Annotated in this window: 14 protein-coding genes; 2 read left to right on the plus strand and 12 right to left on the minus strand. The window is 56.4% G+C overall.

What is annotated here, in order from left to right:
• The first annotated feature begins 7 nt into the window (after positions 1-7).
• Positions 8-913, plus strand: a complete 906-nt coding sequence (locus tag IGS55_RS03510; protein WP_230516022.1) for an alpha/beta hydrolase — start codon at positions 8-10, stop codon at positions 911-913.
• Positions 914-1,539: 626 nt separating this feature from the next.
• Here IGS55_RS03510 and IGS55_RS03515 read toward each other — a convergent pair.
• The 3 genes from IGS55_RS03515 to fusA all read right to left on the minus strand — a co-directional run bounded on the left by IGS55_RS03515 (position 1,540) and on the right by fusA (position 7,408).
• The gene (locus IGS55_RS03515) at positions 1,540-4,131 is read right to left on the minus strand and encodes an NACHT domain-containing protein (RefSeq protein WP_230516023.1); all 2,592 of its coding nucleotides are present in this window, start codon (positions 4,129-4,131) and stop codon (positions 1,540-1,542) included.
• A gap of 446 nt (positions 4,132-4,577) precedes the next feature.
• Positions 4,578-5,108, minus strand: coding sequence for an SRPBCC family protein (locus IGS55_RS03520; RefSeq protein ID WP_230516024.1), 531 nt, complete (start codon positions 5,106-5,108; stop codon positions 4,578-4,580).
• A 194-nt stretch (positions 5,109-5,302) separates the two neighbouring features.
• On the minus strand, positions 5,303-7,408 hold the full coding sequence (fusA, locus tag IGS55_RS03525; protein ID WP_230516025.1) for an elongation factor G: 2,106 nt from the start codon (positions 7,406-7,408) through the stop codon (positions 5,303-5,305).
• Between the two features lie 331 nt (positions 7,409-7,739).
• Here fusA and IGS55_RS03530 point away from each other — a divergent pair, with 331 nt between their 5' ends.
• The gene (locus IGS55_RS03530; protein ID WP_034756171.1) at positions 7,740-8,798 is read left to right on the plus strand and encodes a phospholipase A; all 1,059 of its coding nucleotides are present in this window, start codon (positions 7,740-7,742) and stop codon (positions 8,796-8,798) included.
• Between the two features lie 63 nt (positions 8,799-8,861).
• Here IGS55_RS03530 and IGS55_RS03535 read toward each other — a convergent pair whose 3' ends face one another.
• From IGS55_RS03535 to tmk, 9 genes are all read right to left on the minus strand, one after another.
• Complete coding sequence (locus IGS55_RS03535) at positions 8,862-9,059, minus strand: hypothetical protein (protein ID WP_128143192.1); 198 nt, start codon at positions 9,057-9,059, stop codon at positions 8,862-8,864.
• 153 nt (positions 9,060-9,212) lie between these two features.
• Positions 9,213-9,461: a hypothetical protein gene (locus tag IGS55_RS03540; protein ID WP_034756165.1), complete on the minus strand. Its 249-nt coding sequence runs from the start codon at positions 9,459-9,461 to the stop codon at positions 9,213-9,215.
• Between the two features lie 231 nt (positions 9,462-9,692).
• A complete protein-coding gene (locus IGS55_RS03545) occupies positions 9,693-10,616 on the minus strand; it encodes a methyltransferase domain-containing protein (RefSeq protein ID WP_046682741.1) in 924 nt (307 codons plus the stop codon).
• Positions 10,617-10,872: 256 nt separating this feature from the next.
• Positions 10,873-11,523, minus strand: a complete 651-nt coding sequence (locus tag IGS55_RS03550) for an ankyrin repeat domain-containing protein (protein ID WP_230516026.1) — start codon at positions 11,521-11,523, stop codon at positions 10,873-10,875.
• A 16-nt stretch (positions 11,524-11,539) separates the two neighbouring features.
• Positions 11,540-12,319, minus strand: a complete 780-nt coding sequence (locus tag IGS55_RS03555) for a TatD family hydrolase (RefSeq protein WP_230516027.1) — start codon at positions 12,317-12,319, stop codon at positions 11,540-11,542.
• Between the two features lie 93 nt (positions 12,320-12,412).
• Positions 12,413-13,045 (minus strand): carbonic anhydrase, encoded by a 633-nt coding sequence (locus IGS55_RS03560; RefSeq protein ID WP_034756156.1) that lies wholly within the window; start codon positions 13,043-13,045, stop codon positions 12,413-12,415.
• A gap of 56 nt (positions 13,046-13,101) precedes the next feature.
• Positions 13,102-13,488, minus strand: coding sequence for a VOC family protein (locus IGS55_RS03565; protein ID WP_230516028.1), 387 nt, complete (start codon positions 13,486-13,488; stop codon positions 13,102-13,104).
• Between the two features lie 90 nt (positions 13,489-13,578).
• Complete coding sequence (locus IGS55_RS03570) at positions 13,579-14,607, minus strand: DNA polymerase III subunit delta' (RefSeq protein WP_230516029.1); 1,029 nt, start codon at positions 14,605-14,607, stop codon at positions 13,579-13,581.
• Between the two features lie 15 nt (positions 14,608-14,622).
• Positions 14,623-15,264, minus strand: a complete 642-nt coding sequence (gene tmk / locus IGS55_RS03575; protein WP_230516030.1) for a dTMP kinase — start codon at positions 15,262-15,264, stop codon at positions 14,623-14,625.
• Positions 15,265-15,275 lie beyond the last annotated feature (11 nt).

Consider the following 15,275-nt stretch of genomic DNA (forward strand, 5'->3'; position numbering starts at 1 on the left):
TTCCAGCATGCCTACTTCCTTGCCGTCCTCCCTGATCGCCACCGCCCTGCTCGCCTCAGTCCACGGCGCCGTCGCCGCCCCCATGAGCCTGGACGACTACCTGGCCCTGAACGGCCCACCGCCCACGGCGCAGATCGCCTATGGCTCCGCACCGTCGCAATACGCGCAGCTGTTCCGGCCCGAAGGCAGCGGACCGTTCCCCGTCGTCGTGCTCGTGCATGGCGGCTGCTGGACGGTGGCCTTCGGCGGCATCAAGCAAATGCGCAACGTGGCCGGCGCCCTCGTCGCGCAAGGCATCGCCGTATGGAATGTCGAGTACCGCCGCGTCGACGAGCCGGGCGGCGGCTATCCGGGCACCTACGAAGACATGCACGCGGCACTCGACAGCCTGCAGCAGCACGCGCCCCAGTACCAGCTCGACACGAGCCGCATCCTCGCCATGGGCCACTCGGCCGGCGGCCAGCTGGTGCAATGGATCGCAGGAAGGGAAAAACTGCCAAAAACCAGCCCCCTGTACCGCGAGAAGTTCCTGCCAGTCAAAAACATCGTCAGCCTGGGCGGCCTGGCCGACCTGCGCCATGAAAAGGACTTGATCAAGACCAGCTGCGAGCGCGACATCGCCCAACTGGCAGGCCACCCAAGCACTGAGCGCCCCGACATCTACAGCGACACCAACGCCGCCGACCTGATCCCCAACGGCAGCCGCACCGTGCTGGCCACGGGCGAGCTCGACACCATCTCCCCGCCCAGAGTCGCGCACGACTATGCGGCCAAGGCCCGGCTGGCCGGCGACCATGCGGAAGTGCTGATCTTGCCTGGGGCCAGCCATTATGACGAGATTGCGGCGACGTCGAATGCTTGGGGGATGATTTTGCCGGTGGTGCGGGAGATGCTGGGGATGGCGGCGAAATGAAACGCACCATTCATTTACCCCGTTTTCCGCCTGTTCCATCATGGTCTTCGCCATCAACCCTCAAAAAGAGCATGCTCGAGTGCACGGGGACATCCGGCAAGGCCATCCAGACCTAATATACATGCAGGCCCCATCAGCAAGTGTAACCCCAATGACTACACTGACTAGACCTCTTATGGCCCCCCTTCATGGGGCACCACTACTACTGAATACATCACGTAGTACATCGGCTTCTGTGTCGGCCTAGGGGCCGGGTCATGATCAAGTCACATGGCATTGCTAGGACTTGGAACAATTCGCCCGAGCCAACGATTGAGTTCAGAACGATCATTTTTATCCAACATGGGAATTACGCAAGGTGGCGATCAAGGATAATGCCCCGAAGAGTCACCCTATGTTCTTGAGCTGCGCGAGCGCAATGGTAGCGAGATAGACCATGACATCCCCCCTGCTCGGCAAGCCAATCCGATAAAAGTCAATCAATCATTCAGTAAAATATAAAAGTATCACCGAAGAGTTTGTGTTTTAAAAAATATCTCGCATAAAAACCACAAAATAGAATGAGTATTTTTAGAAATCCAAAAACAATTAAATTGCTTTACCGATATTAAACCAATTTTTTAGAATCAGCGTAATCCAGATAGAAATTTTTCAATTATACTGGGCATTTCTTTATGATCAACCAATCGAGTTAACTGTGCCCGCCCTAGGGTAGTAGCCGAAACAAGATCTTTTTTATCGACAGCAATAAGCCCATTTTGCTTCAAATAATCCACAAAATCTCGTGCAAAATTAGGGTCATTAGTTGCGACGCCTCGCTGAGTCAGTCCACGAAGCTGACTGTTTTTTTGCTCAGTAATATGTTCACATATTTTTATCACAATTGAAAATTTCGGATGATGCTCGAGTATATAATATGGCTCAATGCTATTCGTAATTCCCCCATTGAAATTCAGATAGCCAATTGCAGATTTGCCAGTTAGAATTGCTATATTTACTCCGATTTTTACCGTAAAACTAGAATCCTTATCTAAATCAGTAAAATCAGAACCACACACTATTGAGTCACCAAAATCGCATTCAAATAAAAAAGCACCTCTAAAATTACAAGTCGAAAGGTCGCATGAAGTATAAGACACTTGATCTAGCGTCGACCCATTAAAACTACTTCCGGATAAGTTTATTTCTTTGAATGAAATTTCAACCAAGTCGCAATCTGACATATTTAAAACAACCGGAGCAGCTCCAAAATCAAGCTTTGCAAAATCAATATTTTTTAATGTAGACGAACGAAAATTATAAGTATTTCCAGAAATTCTTCTTAAGCTCTGAAGCATCCCACCTTCGCTTACTTTAAATAAATCCCAACTAAGAGATATGTAGCTACCCAACGAATAGTTTGATCTCGCTATCCAAATCTCACTTAGTATTTCAATGTAAGACCGAGCATTTTTTAACGAAAGAGAAGAAACAAAAGATCTCATTGCCATCGAAATCGGAAAATCAATTTCAATAGGATTTCGGCTCAAGATACTCGCAACTGCAGCTTCTGCCACAAGATACTCACGCAGGGATGCGTGCGAGAAGATCCATCCGGACGCACCTTCTGCCCTGGTAAGCGTGGATGAACTTCTGATGTCCTGAAATAATGTATCTCTACGAGAACGTCGCTCCTCCGCAGACATACGACGAAGTTCTACTTTAAATAAATCGTCAATTATTTCAAGAAATATTTCTTCCGTCCCTGTAGTCGCAGAGCGGCCTGAAAGACGAATAGCAACCCTCTGGAGTCCCTCACGACGAAGTTGAGGATCGAGCATGGGAGAACGCTGCAAATCCCTCAACATTAATCTATCAACAATAAGTTTATATATTTGCCACTCAGTCAATATTTCTAAATTTTGATCATCCTCGTCATTTCTGAGTTCTTCAATAAGTTCAAGAAGATAGGAAATGATTACTGGCTTTCCTGATAATTGTCTACGACCATCCCGCTCTTCGCGAAATACTTTCTTAAGCAAATCCAGTACGATTTTTTGGCCGGCTGGATCTCCTGAAAGTTTGCGCTGAACTAATGCGATTGTCTGCTCTTGACTAAGGTCGCGTAAATACCGCTCATTTCTATTAATTAGATAGGAATTTAATAAAGAATCAATTGATTTTTCTCCAGCAATGTAGATTTTGTCAATTTGACTAACGTAATATTTGTTTTTCTCAATCGTGGAGTACAGTGCCTCAAAAACATTTAACTCTTCCGATTCCGTGAAGTAATTTGGTCGACTTGTCAATATCCCTTTTGCCCCCTCTGATGCCAATTCGGCTAAAGCACCTAAACAAGACCGCCGTTCACGCGCATTAAGAAATTGAGCCATCTCATCATACCCATCAAGTATCAAAAGTATACGTCGGCTTCTAATTAAATGAAATACAAAGTCAATCGGAAGATGTCCAAGTTTATTATTGTCTAAAAAATGATGTATCAACGAACGCGCATCGAATTGCTTGTTAAAATTACGAAGCTCAATCCTGATTATTATAGGGGATTTAGGATTTTCCTTGTAGTCCTTTATCCAATCGAATTGCAACTTTAACGTTAATGCCGTCTTTCCTGTTCCGTATTCACCCAAGATAACTAGCCAATTTGATTTATCTGTTTTCCCATCTCGCCATTGCGTTAACCAGTCACTTGCAAGAACTTCTCCACTTGCGTCCTTGAAATAAGGTTCTTCATATGTACTAACTAATTGTTGAACAGATGAATTTCCTAAAACTTGATTAATATATGAAGAAAAATTCTCAAATTTTGAGAAAATTTGATCATATGTCTGTGTGATTATATTTGTTTTTGCAGCCCGCTCCTCTACATCAGGAGTAAAGCCCGCAGTTGATATAGATATACACTTGCAGGATTGATCCATAGTTCTTACAAGAGAAAATTTCGTAAGATCCTTCCCATACTTTATTACATCCACATATTGCACTGTTGCCTCAATATAAACCACAGGTGCGAGAAAGTCGGTTCTCGATGTGGCAACTATATCTATTTCAGATCCATGAATTTTTTTCCCATATTCAACTTGATAATTATTTAGTTCAAATAACGCGCCTATAGCATGTGGAAGCTCTTCCGCAGTCATCTTTGTTTTTATTTCCTCAGTAGTATCTGCCGATACAGGGACACTAGGGAGTCTAGATTTTTTAGGTGCTTTGGCAGCCATATATTCCTATATTGGTAGATTATTGAGAATTCTAAAATTATCACGAATAGGTTAGAATTTAACACATTAAAATCGTTCGACGCTCCAACACGCCCGGCATATTGTGCTTGTTTTAATGTATCGAGTAGTAAGCAGCCGTTTCGCACTAATGACTGACATGCGATTTCTACTCGTTTGAAATAAAGCCAGTTCTACGCCATTTCAAGCGCCACACAACCAGTGAACATCTAGCATTCGGGGCGAAAAAAGCCTTTCAAACACCAAACACAAGACCAAGCCGAATAGGCTACTGCCTCCAACCCAGGCTCCCCGGGCCCAGCGGGCCTGAAAAATGGCCAGGGCAAGGCGCGCGGGCGAAGACAGTACGATGAGTACGGCGAGCCCAAGCAACGCAGCCATGGCCGTTTTCTCAGGCCCGCGGCTCTGGCCCGCCATTCAATACAAACTTACTGAACACGCGCCAGGTACTGCGCCAGCTGGGCAAACGTCGCCTTGAACCCCTGCGTCATCGACTCAAACCCCTGCTTGAAAGTCTCATGCTGCTCATCCGTCGCCTTGTGCGGCGTCGACCTCAACGTCATCGTCGTCTTGCCGTTCTCTTCGCTAAGCGTCATGACATTGAACGATTCCAGCGGCCAAGTAGCGCTGACGGGGTGCTGCACGGCGTTCCCCTGCTTGTCGGCAAACGACAGGATGGAAACGATGCGTTCAGGCGCTTCGATAGACTGGTAGGTGAACTTGCCCCACATCTCATAGCCATTGTCCGCACGCATGCCGTAGTGGAAAACTCCGCCCGGCTTGAGATCCAGCGCCAGCACGCTCAATTCGAAACCGACGGGCCCCCACCACTGGGCCAGGCGCTCCGGTTCGACCCACGAGCGGAACACCAGTTCGCGCGGCGCGTCGAAGGTTTGCGTGATGACAAAGTCGCTACTGTCGCGGTGCTGTCCTTCCTGCTTCTGTTCTGCGGTGGCCATGCTCTCTCCTGTGTTGGTGGACTGGCAGTTAATGTACCAGTGACGCCGAAAATGGGAAAGGCCCGTACGCCATCTTGAGCGTAGGTCGGGTTAGCGCACAGCGCGTAAGCCGACACCATCACCAGCGGCTTTGGCCAACAATGGTGTCGGATTACGCAGGGCTTGCCCTACCTCGGCGGCCCCGCTAATCCGACCTACTTCGCTTTGCCCGCCGCCACCTGGTCGAGAATATGCTTGGGCACGGCCGCATAATGCTTGAATTCCATCGTGTACGTGGCCCTGCCCTGTGTCAGCGAACGCAGCGTTGTCGAGTAACCGAACATTTCGGCCAGCGGCACGAGGGCCTTGACGATGCGGCCCGCGCCGCCGGGGATGTCGTCGACGCCCTGCACCATGCCGCGGCGGGCCGTCAGGTCGCCCATGACGTTGCCCATGAACTCTTCCGGCGTTTCCGCCTCCACCTGCATCATCGGTTCGAGCAGCACGGGATGGGCCTTGCGCATGCCCTCCTTGAAGGCGATGGAGCCGGCCATACGGAAGGCGTTTTCGTTCGAATCGACATCGTGGTAGGAGCCGAAGGTCAGGGTCGCCTTGACGTCGACGACCGGGTAGCCGGCCAGCACGCCCGACTTCAAGGTTTCGACGATGCCCTTGTCGACGGCGGGGATGAATTCGCGCGGCACGACGCCGCCCTTGATGGCGTCGACGAACTGGTAGCCGGTGCCCGGCTCCAGCGGCTCGAGTTTCAGCACCACGTGGCCGTACTGGCCCCGCCCGCCCGATTGCTTGACGAACTTGCCCTCCACGTCTTCCACCGCGCGCGTGATGGTTTCGCGGTAAGCCACCTGCGGCTTGCCGACATTGGCTTCCACGCCGAATTCACGGCGCATGCGGTCGACCAGAATTTCCAGATGCAGCTCACCCATGCCCGACATGATGGTCTGGCCTGATTCCTCGTCCGTATGGACCCTGAACGACGGGTCTTCCTGCGCCAGGCGGTTCAGGGCGATGCCCATCTTTTCCTGGTCAGGCTTGGTCTTCGGTTCGACCGCCTGGGAAATCACGGGTTCCGGGAAGATCATCTTTTCCAGCACGATGATGTGGTCGATGGCGCACAGGGTATCGCCCGTGGTGACGGCTTTCAGGCCCACGGCGGCGGCGATGTCACCCGCATACACTTCCTTGATTTCCTTGCGCTCGTTCGCATGCATCTGCAGGATGCGCCCCAGCCGTTCGCGCGCGCTCTTGGTGGGGTTGTAGACCATGTCGCCCGAGTTCACCACGCCCGAATACACGCGGAAGAAGGTCAATTGCCCCACGAACGGGTCCGTCATGATCTTGAAGGCGAGCGCGGCAAAGTGCTCGTCGTCCGTCGGATGGCGCTCCACCTCGTTGTCGTGCTCGTCATGGCCCATGATGGGCGGCACTTCCATGGGCGACGGCAGGTATTCGATGACGGCGTCGAGCATGGCCTGCACGCCCTTGTTTTTAAAGGCGCTGCCGCACAGCATGGGCACGATCTCGTTGCGGATGGTGCGCGCGCGCAAGGCCTGCTTGAGCTCGGCTTCCGTAAACGTGTCGCCATTCAGGTAGCGTTCCGTCATTTCCGTGCTGGCTTCGGCCGCGTGTTCGACCATGTGCTCATGCCACTGCCGCGCCTGCGCCAGCAGCTCGGCGGGAATCTCGCCATAGCTGAACTGCACGCCCTGGCTGGCGTCGTCCCAGGTGATGGCGCGCATTTTCAGCAAATCGATCACGCCCGTGAAATGGTCTTCGGCACCGATCGGCAGCTGGATGGGCACGGCCACGCCCTTCAGGCGCTCGGCGATCTGCTGGCGCACGCGCAGGAAATCGGCCCCCACCCGGTCCATCTTGTTGATGAAGGCGATGCGCGGCACGTGGTATTTGTTGGCCTGGCGCCAGACAGTCTCGGATTGCGGCTGCACGCCGCCGACGGCGTCATACACCATCACGGCGCCGTCGAGCACGCGCATCGAGCGCTCGACCTCGATCGTGAAATCCACGTGGCCGGGCGTGTCGATGATGTTGATCCGGTGCTCGGGAAAGTTGCCGGCCATGCCTTTCCAGAAGGCCGTGGTGGCCGCCGAGGTGATGGTGATGCCCCGTTCCTGCTCCTGCTCCATCCAGTCCATGGTGGCGGCGCCATTGTGCACTTCGCCGATCTTGTGATTGACCCCCGTATAAAACAGGATGCGCTCGGTGGTGGTGGTCTTGCCGGCGTCGATATGGGCGCTGATGCCGATGTTGCGGTAGCGCTCGATAGGTGTTTTGCGGGTCATCACAATCTCCATGGCTAGCCCCGGCACCCGGTTTTCCAGTGTAGCAGACATCGATTTGGCCGGCACGGCAGCGTGCCGTTTACCAAGCGCACAACACTGTCCGTCGTGCGCACGCCAAGGACACAGGGGAAATGAACGATTCAGCTATACTTTCATCAGTATTAAATCAACAAAGATTAATCAGCATCAATACGCATGGTAATTACCATGCAAGGCGACGCCGCCGGCATGCAGCCAAGGTGCGCACCGAACGACATGCCCTACTCAGCCTATGACTATCCAACTAAGAAAAATAATCCTATCTTCCCTGCTGGCATCGCCGGCGCTGGCCATGGCCGGTGAACTGGAACAGCAAATGCAGCGTTGCGCCGTGCTTGGCGACGCCAGCGCCCGTTTGGGGTGCTTCGACACCCTGGCCAAGGCGGCGGAAAAAGCCACCATCGCGGCCGGCGGTGATTCCGCCACCGCGGCCGTCACCCTGGCAGCGGCAGCCGAGGCCGCCCCCATCACTCCCGTCAGTCCGCCTGGCGTGGCCACGCCGGACGCTGTCAACGCAGCCATTCCCGCCGTCGCACAGACAGGCGCGGCGCCGCCGGAAGCGCCGATTTCGCGCACACAGCAATCGTGGGAACTCAACGAGGCCTCGAAACGGGGCCTGTTCAACTTCCGCCCGCACCGCGACACCTATCTGCTGCTGGCCAATTACAGCGATGCGTCCAACGACGAGCCGTTCCAGGATTTCACGCCGGCCGGCATCAAGAGCCAGCATGTGGAATTGACATTCCAGCTGAGCTTCAAGATGAAGCTGCTGGAAGACATCGCCGGCACGCCGCTCGACATGTGGTTCGGCTACACGCAGCAAAGTTTCTGGCAAGCGTATAACCGCAAGGCCTCGAGCCCGTTCCGCGAGACCAATTACCAGCCGGAACTGATGCTGATCATGCCGATCAACAAGAATTTCGCGGGTGTGGAATTCAATTACCTGAACTTCGGCCTCGTGCACCAGTCCAACGGTCAGACATCGACCCTGTCGCGCAGCTGGAACCGCGTGTATGCCGAGCTGGGCATGGAAAAAGACAATCTGGCTGTCACGGCCCGTGTCTGGCACCGCCTCGACAATGGCAAGACCGACAATGACAATATCGACATCACCGATTACCTGGGGCATGGCGACTTGCGCGTGAGCTACCGCAACAAGGGCCACGAGTATGCCGTGACGGCCCGCCGCAATTTCAGCAAGAAGCATGGCTCCATGCAGGCAAGCTGGGCTTTCCCTTTGAAGGCCAACCTGAAAGGCTATCTGCAACTGTTCTCCGGCTATGGCCAGAGCTTGATCGACTACAACTATTCGCAGAAATCGATCGGCGCCGGTTTCATGGTCGACCTGTAAGCTAAGCAGTACCGCAAACAAAAATGGCGCCGACGGCGCCATTTTTTATGGGAAATATCTGGTTTATCGCGGGCCGCCGCCCAGCACGCGGGCCGGCAGCATGACGATGGCGCGCAGCAATTCAAACACGCCTTCCACGCCGATGCCGATCAAACGGAACGGCAGCAACAGCAGCCAGGCCAGCGGATACAACACGAGGGCCAGCAAGGCCAGGGGCCAGCATACGAGCAAAAGCAGCAGCCACAGCACAAATCCCAGCATCGCGTCCCCCTAGAATGAAATGTGCGGAGCAAGCCATGCTTGCCCCGCTACCGTGAGGCCACTATATGCAAGCGCCGCCACGGCGGCAACGGCCGTGCGATGAACTGCGTGCTGGGGGGATGAACGGTGCAAAAACGGGAATGAACGGCGCCTTTATTGACCGACGCAAATCACTTTCGTGATGTATTCATGCGCGTTCGGCTTCTTGCTGGTGGCCCATTTGATGGCCTGGTTGGCATCTTCGATGGTCAGGATGGAGGCCTTGTCCTTCGACTTGATGAAGGACACGCCTTCAAACACGCCTTCCTTGCTGCGCATTACCTTGGCAAACACGGGCGGTTTGGTCTCGCCATCGCTGATTTTGTTCTGTTGCACGAGGTAACGCTGATCGATCTGTTCCATGATAGTAAAGCTGTCCATTGGGTAAAAGACGAAATATACCCTGAATGGACAAACGCCGCAGGATGAAATCGCTGCGGCGTTGCCCAAATTTGGTTTCGAACGGCTGACAAAACCGTCGCGAGCGGCAGTGAGTTGTGGCTAAGAAGCGCAACCGTACTTTAGTACGGGGGCGCCGAGCCGGTGAGCATCGCAGGCCGCAAATCGCGACGCGCAGCAGGTTTGGTCAGCTGGTCAGGCGTAGACGGCGTTCTGCGTGACAGGCTGCAGGTTCACGTCATAGATCACCTGCGCGCGGATCGACGTTTCCAGCGAAGGAATCGAGCCGCCGGCACGGTACTGGAAGCTCACTTGCAGTACGTCGCCCGCCTTCACGGCGATCGGCGTGGCCAGCGGCAAGCACATGTAGTGGTTCAGCCAGTCGATGGTGGTCGAGCGCTCAGGCACGACGGCCAGGATGTTCTTGGTGACGAAACGCAAGGCATTCAAGGTGCCGCTGCGCTCGACGACGAACTTGCCGTCGAAGCCAAACACGCTGTCCGTCGGCTGGCTGAAGTCGATGATGCTGTAGACGGACGGCGGCGCCAGCTCCTGCACGCCAGGGTGAATGGCCGTGGTTTCCTGGAATTGCACGATGGGCGCATAAAAACCCTCGAAATCGTATTCCTGCTGCATCGGCTGCACGGCCATGATGACGGCCTCGGGCAGGAAGATGGGCAGCGGGCCGCCGAAACGGGCCAGGTAGCGGCGCTTGAACGATTCGATCACTTCCACCTGCTTTTCGCGCAGCATGCCCACATGAATCATTTCGCAGATGACCACGTCGACGGGCTCGGGCGGCAGGTATTCAAACGCGTCCGCGTGGACGACTTCGACTTTTTCACCGTTGGGATTGAGCGCCAGCATCTTGCGCGCTTCCTTGACCATGTCCGGATTGAACTCCACGCACCACACCTTGTCGGCGCGCGCGGCCGCAAACCACGACAGCACGCCCGTGCCGCCGCCCAGCTCCAGCACTTTCATGCCAGGCTTCACCGCGTAATCGATCGCCGACTTGAACCCGTGCATGCGGTTCTGGTCCATCAACATATTGTGGTGGTAATGGACGGGGATAAATTGCCCCAGGTAACAACTCTCGATTTCTCGTTCATTCAGCATGTCTGTCCTCTTGGAGTCTGGCTCCGATGGCCGATCGGTTTTGTCATTCCAGAAAGCAGTGTTATCGCACGGGCTGCGCGAGGGGCGGCGACAAACCAGCCGGCGCCTGACGTTGATGTGATTGCCCATGCGAAAAATCTCCTGATTAATGCGACACGATCATTATCGTTAATCGGCACGGAGAACAAAGGGCTGAGGTGAGAGGCAATTCCATGCCAGTTTCAGCGCTGGCATGGAAAGTATTGAAATTAGAACATCACTTGCGTGCCGCGCGCGCCTTCTGCGCCGCTTCGATGATGGCAACCACGCCAGGCTTGTCGCCGGCCTGGGCGAACTGCGCGGCCGTCCAGCCATGGTCGCTTTTCAGGCTGGCATCCGCGCCCCAGGACAGCAGCAGTTTGACGGCGCCCTCCTGCCCCTCGCGGGCGGCAAACATCAGCGGCGTGACGTTGGCGGGCGCGCGCGCATCGACGGCGGCATCGCGGTCGAGCAAGATCTTCATGATGGGCAGGTCGCCCGCCGAAGCCGCATAGTGGAGCGCCGTCCAGCCGCTCTGGTTGACTTTGGCGCCTTTGGCCAGCAAGGCTTCCACGGCATCCTGCTTGTGTTTATAGGCGGCCATCATCAGCGCCGTGTTGCCGTTGGACGAACGGGCTTCGATGTCGATGCCGGGTGCGTCGAGCAGCACCTTGAACACCTTGTCCGCATCGTCGCGCAAGGCCAGCACGAGGGGAATGTCGCCGCGTTGCGCGTCGGGCTGGTTCGGGTTCATGCCCTCAGCCAGCATGTCGCGCACGCCGCTGGCGTTGTTGACGGACACGGCGCGGAAAAAAGCATCCGGTTCGGGCGCCGCCTGGCTGGCGGCGGCGCAGCACAGCAGCATCGCCAGCGCGAGTTTTTTCATCATGTCTGACCTTAAAAAGTTATGGCAACTGATTGAATAACTTGAAGAAATTATCCGTCGTCTGGCGCGCCACCTGGTCCAAAGGGATGCCTTTCAGGGTCGACAGGTATTCCGCCACGTGGGCTACATAGCCCGGTTCGTTCATGCGGCCGCGGAACGGCACGGGCGCCAGATACGGCGAATCCGTTTCGATCAGGATGCGCTCGAGCGGCACTTCCAGGGCCACGGCCTGCAAATCCTTGGCGCTTTTGAACGTGACGATGCCGGAAAAGGAAATATAGAAACCCATGGCTATGGCGGCGCGCGCCACTTCCAGCGATTCCGTAAAGCAATGCATGACGCCGGCCACGCCGCCATCGGCCACGCCGGCGCCCTCTTCGCGCATGATGCGTATCGTGTCTTCACTGGCCGCTCTTGTGTGAATAATCAAGGGCTTGCGCGTGATTCTTGAAGCTTTGATGTGAGTTCTGAAACGCTCGCGCTGCCACTCGAGGTCGCCCGTCAAACGGAAATAATCGAGGCCCGTCTCGCCAATGGCGATGATCTTCGGGTGGTCCGCCAATCGCACCAGGTCTTCCACGGACGGTTCAGGCGTGTCTTCGTAGTCGGGATGCACGCCGACGGAGGCAAAGATATGCGGATACTGCTCGGCCAGGGCCAGCACCTGCGGGAAGTCCGGCAAGTCGACGGACACGCACAGCGCGTGCGTCACCTTGTTCTCGGCCATCTTGGCGAGGATCTCGGGCATGCGAGCGGCCAGCTCGGGGAAATTGATATGGCAATGGGAATCGATATACATAAGGCGGGATTGTACCGGAGGGAGCAAAAACTGGCAGGGGGAACGGCGGCGGCGCGCATCCCCTGCCGGGGCGGTTCGGAGGCTTGCAGCGGCCTACATCTGCGAGGCCGGATGTTCCGCGAGCGGAACGAAGTTGCCGGTCGACTCGTCGAGCGCGTCGAGGGAACCGTTCTCGATGTCGTACACCCAGCCGTGCAGGGTCAGCCGGTGTTGCGCCATGGCCAGCGCCACCGAAGGATGGGTGCGCAGGTTATTGAGTTGCGCGACCACGTTGGCGCGCACCATGCCATCGATGCGCGACTGTTCCGTCGGATGGTCGACCGATTCGTTGATCATGCGCGCCGCATCGGCATGGTGCAGCCAGCTGCGCACGGCCGGCATGTGATCGAGGCAGGCGCAGGTGGCGATAGCCTTCATCGCGCCGCAATCGGAATGGCCGCAAATGACGATGTCGCTCACGTTCAAGGCGGACACGGCAAATTCGACCGTGGCGCTGACGCCGCCCGGTTCCGGGCCATACGATGGCACGATGTTGCCCGCGTTGCGGATCACGAAGAGTTCGCCTGGTTCGCGCTGCGTCACCAGTTCCGGCACCATGCGGCTGTCCGAGCAGGAAATGAACAGGGCCTTCGGGGTTTGCCCCGTGGCCAGGGTCTTGAACAACTCGCGGCGCTCAGGAAAAACCTCTTTTTGAAAGCGTAGGAATCCAGCAATAATGTCGCGCATAATAAATAGGGATCGTTATCTGAGCCGGTATTATCGCTGAACGAGGCAGGTTCCGCCTACTGCCCCTGTGGCGGCTGCCACAGCTCCACCTTGTTGCCTTCTGGATCGATGACCCAGCCGAACTGGCCGTATTCCGAATCGGGCGCCTTGTCCAGCACCTCACAGCCTTCGTCACGCAGGGCTTGCAGCAGCGCATCGAGGTCGTCAACCCGGTAATTGATCATGAAGGAAGCCTTGCCTGGCGCAAATTGCTCGCTGTCCCTGCCTGCCACGGACCAGATGGTGGTGCCGGCCGTGGGCTGGCCGTCCGCATCCGCCCAGCTAAAGGCGGCGCCGCCCCACGGCTGCACGTCCAGGCCCAGGTGGCGCTGGTACCAGGCGCGCAGCGCGGCCGGGTCTTGCGCCTGGAAAAAGATGCCGCCGATACCAGTGACTCGTTTCATGCACGCCTCCATTGCTGTCCACTGCTTTGACCGTAACACCAAACGGCGAAGAGAGAATTTACATTAACTCAGCACCATAAACTATTGATTTTATTGGCAACTGGAAGCGTAATCGAGCAGCATGTCTTCCAAGAACAGCTTGGGCGACAAGGGGTGCTCGGCAATCGCCCGGCGCTCGTTCGCTGCCTTGATGGCGGCCATCAGACGGCTGACGTTGATGCGTCCCGCCAGCGCTTCCAGTTCGCGCCGGTGGCGCGGGTAGTAGCGGATGGTGCCCGACAATTTGACGGAAAACACATCGTACAGCCAGCGCTGGAGCGATGCCACCAGCGGCGCCAGCGGCGCCTTCTGCAATTTGTCGGCCGCCTTCAGGGCCGCTTCGACGCCGGGATTGGCCAGCACTTGCAGCAACTGTTCCGTCTCTTCGCGGCCGCCCGACTCGGACTGGGCCAGCGCGGCCAGCGGCGCGCCGCCCTGCTCGCGCAGCCAGCTGTCCGCGTCGTTCAAGCCTTGTTGCTTGAGCCACGTCAAGGCTTGCTCGTGGCTGGGCATGGGCAAGGCAAATTTCCTGCAGCGCGACAATATCGTCGGCAGCAAGCGGTCCAGGCTGTTCGAGGCCAGCAGGAACAAGGTACCCGGCGGCGGCTCTTCCAGCGTCTTCAGCAAGGCGTTCGAGGCGGGCGTGTTCAGCGCTTCGGCCGGATACAGCACCACCACGCGCAAGCCCTGGCGGTGCGTGGAAATGTTCATGAAGTCGGCCAGGTTGCGGATCTGCTCGATCTTGATGTCTTTCGACGGCGTCTTGGTCTTGGCGCTTTTCTTCGCGCCTTCGCCGTCTTCGCCGTCGTCGGCCACCTCGTCTTCCAGCGCTTCCGGACGGACCCGGCGGTAATCGGGATGGTTGCCCTGGCTAAACCAGCCGCACGAGGCGCAAACGCCGCAGGCATGGCCGTCGGCGCGCACGTCTTCGCACAGCAGCGCTTGCGCGAAATGCTCGATGAAGTCGGCCTTGCCGATGCCCTGCGCGCCATGGAACAAAATGGCGTGCGGCATGCGCGGGCGCAAGGCTTGCAATTGCTGCCAGGCGTCCTGTTGCCACGGATAGAGAGAACTGGTCATTTTATTCTTTGTAAATCAGCGTGTTACAGAGCTTTGTTCGAGCAAAGCATCAAGCAGCTGCGCGAGCTGCACTTGAATGTCGGCGATGCTTTGCGTGGAATCGATGATGCGGAAGCGTTCCGGGAACTGGGCCGCGCGGCGCAGATACTCGTTGCGCGTGGCGGCGAAAAAGTCCGCCTGCTCCTGCTCAAACTTGTCGAGCGCGCGCGTGGCGTCCAGGCGGGCGCGGGCCACGGCCAGCGGCACGTCGAACAAGAACGTCAGGTCCGGCTGCAAGTGCGGATGCACCCACGCTTCCAGCGCCTCCATCTTGCCCAAGTCCATGCCGCGGCCGCCGCCCTGGTAGGCGAAGCTGGCATCGGTAAAGCGGTCGGAAATGACCCACTCGCCCCGCGCCAAAGCGGGTGCGATGACTTGCGCGATGTGTTCGCGGCGGCTGGCGAACATCAGCAAGGCTTCCGTTTCCAGATGCATTTTTTCATGCAGCAGCAGTTCGCGCAGCTTTTCGCCCAGGCTGGTGCCGCCCGGTTCGCGCGACGAGACGAGGCTCACGCCCCTTTGCCGCAGGTAGTCGGTAACAAAGCCGATATGCGTCGACTTGCCCGCGCCATCGATGCCTTCGAAGGTGATGAAGCGGGGTTGATGGTGTTGGGTCATGAAACTCTTAA

The sequence above is a fragment of the Janthinobacterium sp. EB271-G4-3-2 genome, from assembly GCF_020858035.1.
GTDB classification, from domain to species: domain Bacteria; phylum Pseudomonadota; class Gammaproteobacteria; order Burkholderiales; family Burkholderiaceae_D; genus Janthinobacterium; species Janthinobacterium aestuarii.

What these genes read in the sequence shown, in the direction of transcription:
- IGS55_RS03565 (WP_230516028.1), bottom strand. Translation starts at nt 13,488, where the DNA reads ATGAAACGAGTCACTGGTATCGGCGGCATCTTTTTCCAGGCGCAAGAC.
- IGS55_RS03550 (WP_230516026.1), bottom strand. Translation starts at nt 11,523, where the DNA reads ATGATGAAAAAACTCGCGCTGGCGATGCTGCTGTGCTGCGCCGCCGCC.
- IGS55_RS03515 (WP_230516023.1), bottom strand. Translation starts at nt 4,131, where the DNA reads ATGGCTGCCAAAGCACCTAAAAAATCTAGACTCCCTAGTGTCCCTGTA.
- IGS55_RS03510 (WP_230516022.1), top strand. Translation starts at nt 8, where the DNA reads ATGCCTACTTCCTTGCCGTCCTCCCTGATCGCCACCGCCCTGCTCGCC.
- IGS55_RS03540 (WP_034756165.1), bottom strand. Translation starts at nt 9,461, where the DNA reads ATGGAACAGATCGATCAGCGTTACCTCGTGCAACAGAACAAAATCAGC.
- IGS55_RS03535 (WP_128143192.1), bottom strand. Translation starts at nt 9,059, where the DNA reads ATGCTGGGATTTGTGCTGTGGCTGCTGCTTTTGCTCGTATGCTGGCCC.
- fusA (WP_230516025.1), bottom strand. Translation starts at nt 7,408, where the DNA reads ATGACCCGCAAAACACCTATCGAGCGCTACCGCAACATCGGCATCAGC.
- IGS55_RS03545 (WP_046682741.1), bottom strand. Translation starts at nt 10,616, where the DNA reads ATGCTGAATGAACGAGAAATCGAGAGTTGTTACCTGGGGCAATTTATC.
- tmk (WP_230516030.1), bottom strand. Translation starts at nt 15,264, where the DNA reads ATGACCCAACACCATCAACCCCGCTTCATCACCTTCGAAGGCATCGAT.
- IGS55_RS03560 (WP_034756156.1), bottom strand. Translation starts at nt 13,045, where the DNA reads ATGCGCGACATTATTGCTGGATTCCTACGCTTTCAAAAAGAGGTTTTT.
- IGS55_RS03570 (WP_230516029.1), bottom strand. Translation starts at nt 14,607, where the DNA reads ATGACCAGTTCTCTCTATCCGTGGCAACAGGACGCCTGGCAGCAATTG.
- IGS55_RS03530 (WP_034756171.1), top strand. Translation starts at nt 7,740, where the DNA reads ATGGCCGGTGAACTGGAACAGCAAATGCAGCGTTGCGCCGTGCTTGGC.
- IGS55_RS03555 (WP_230516027.1), bottom strand. Translation starts at nt 12,319, where the DNA reads ATGTATATCGATTCCCATTGCCATATCAATTTCCCCGAGCTGGCCGCT.
- IGS55_RS03520 (WP_230516024.1), bottom strand. Translation starts at nt 5,108, where the DNA reads ATGGCCACCGCAGAACAGAAGCAGGAAGGACAGCACCGCGACAGTAGC.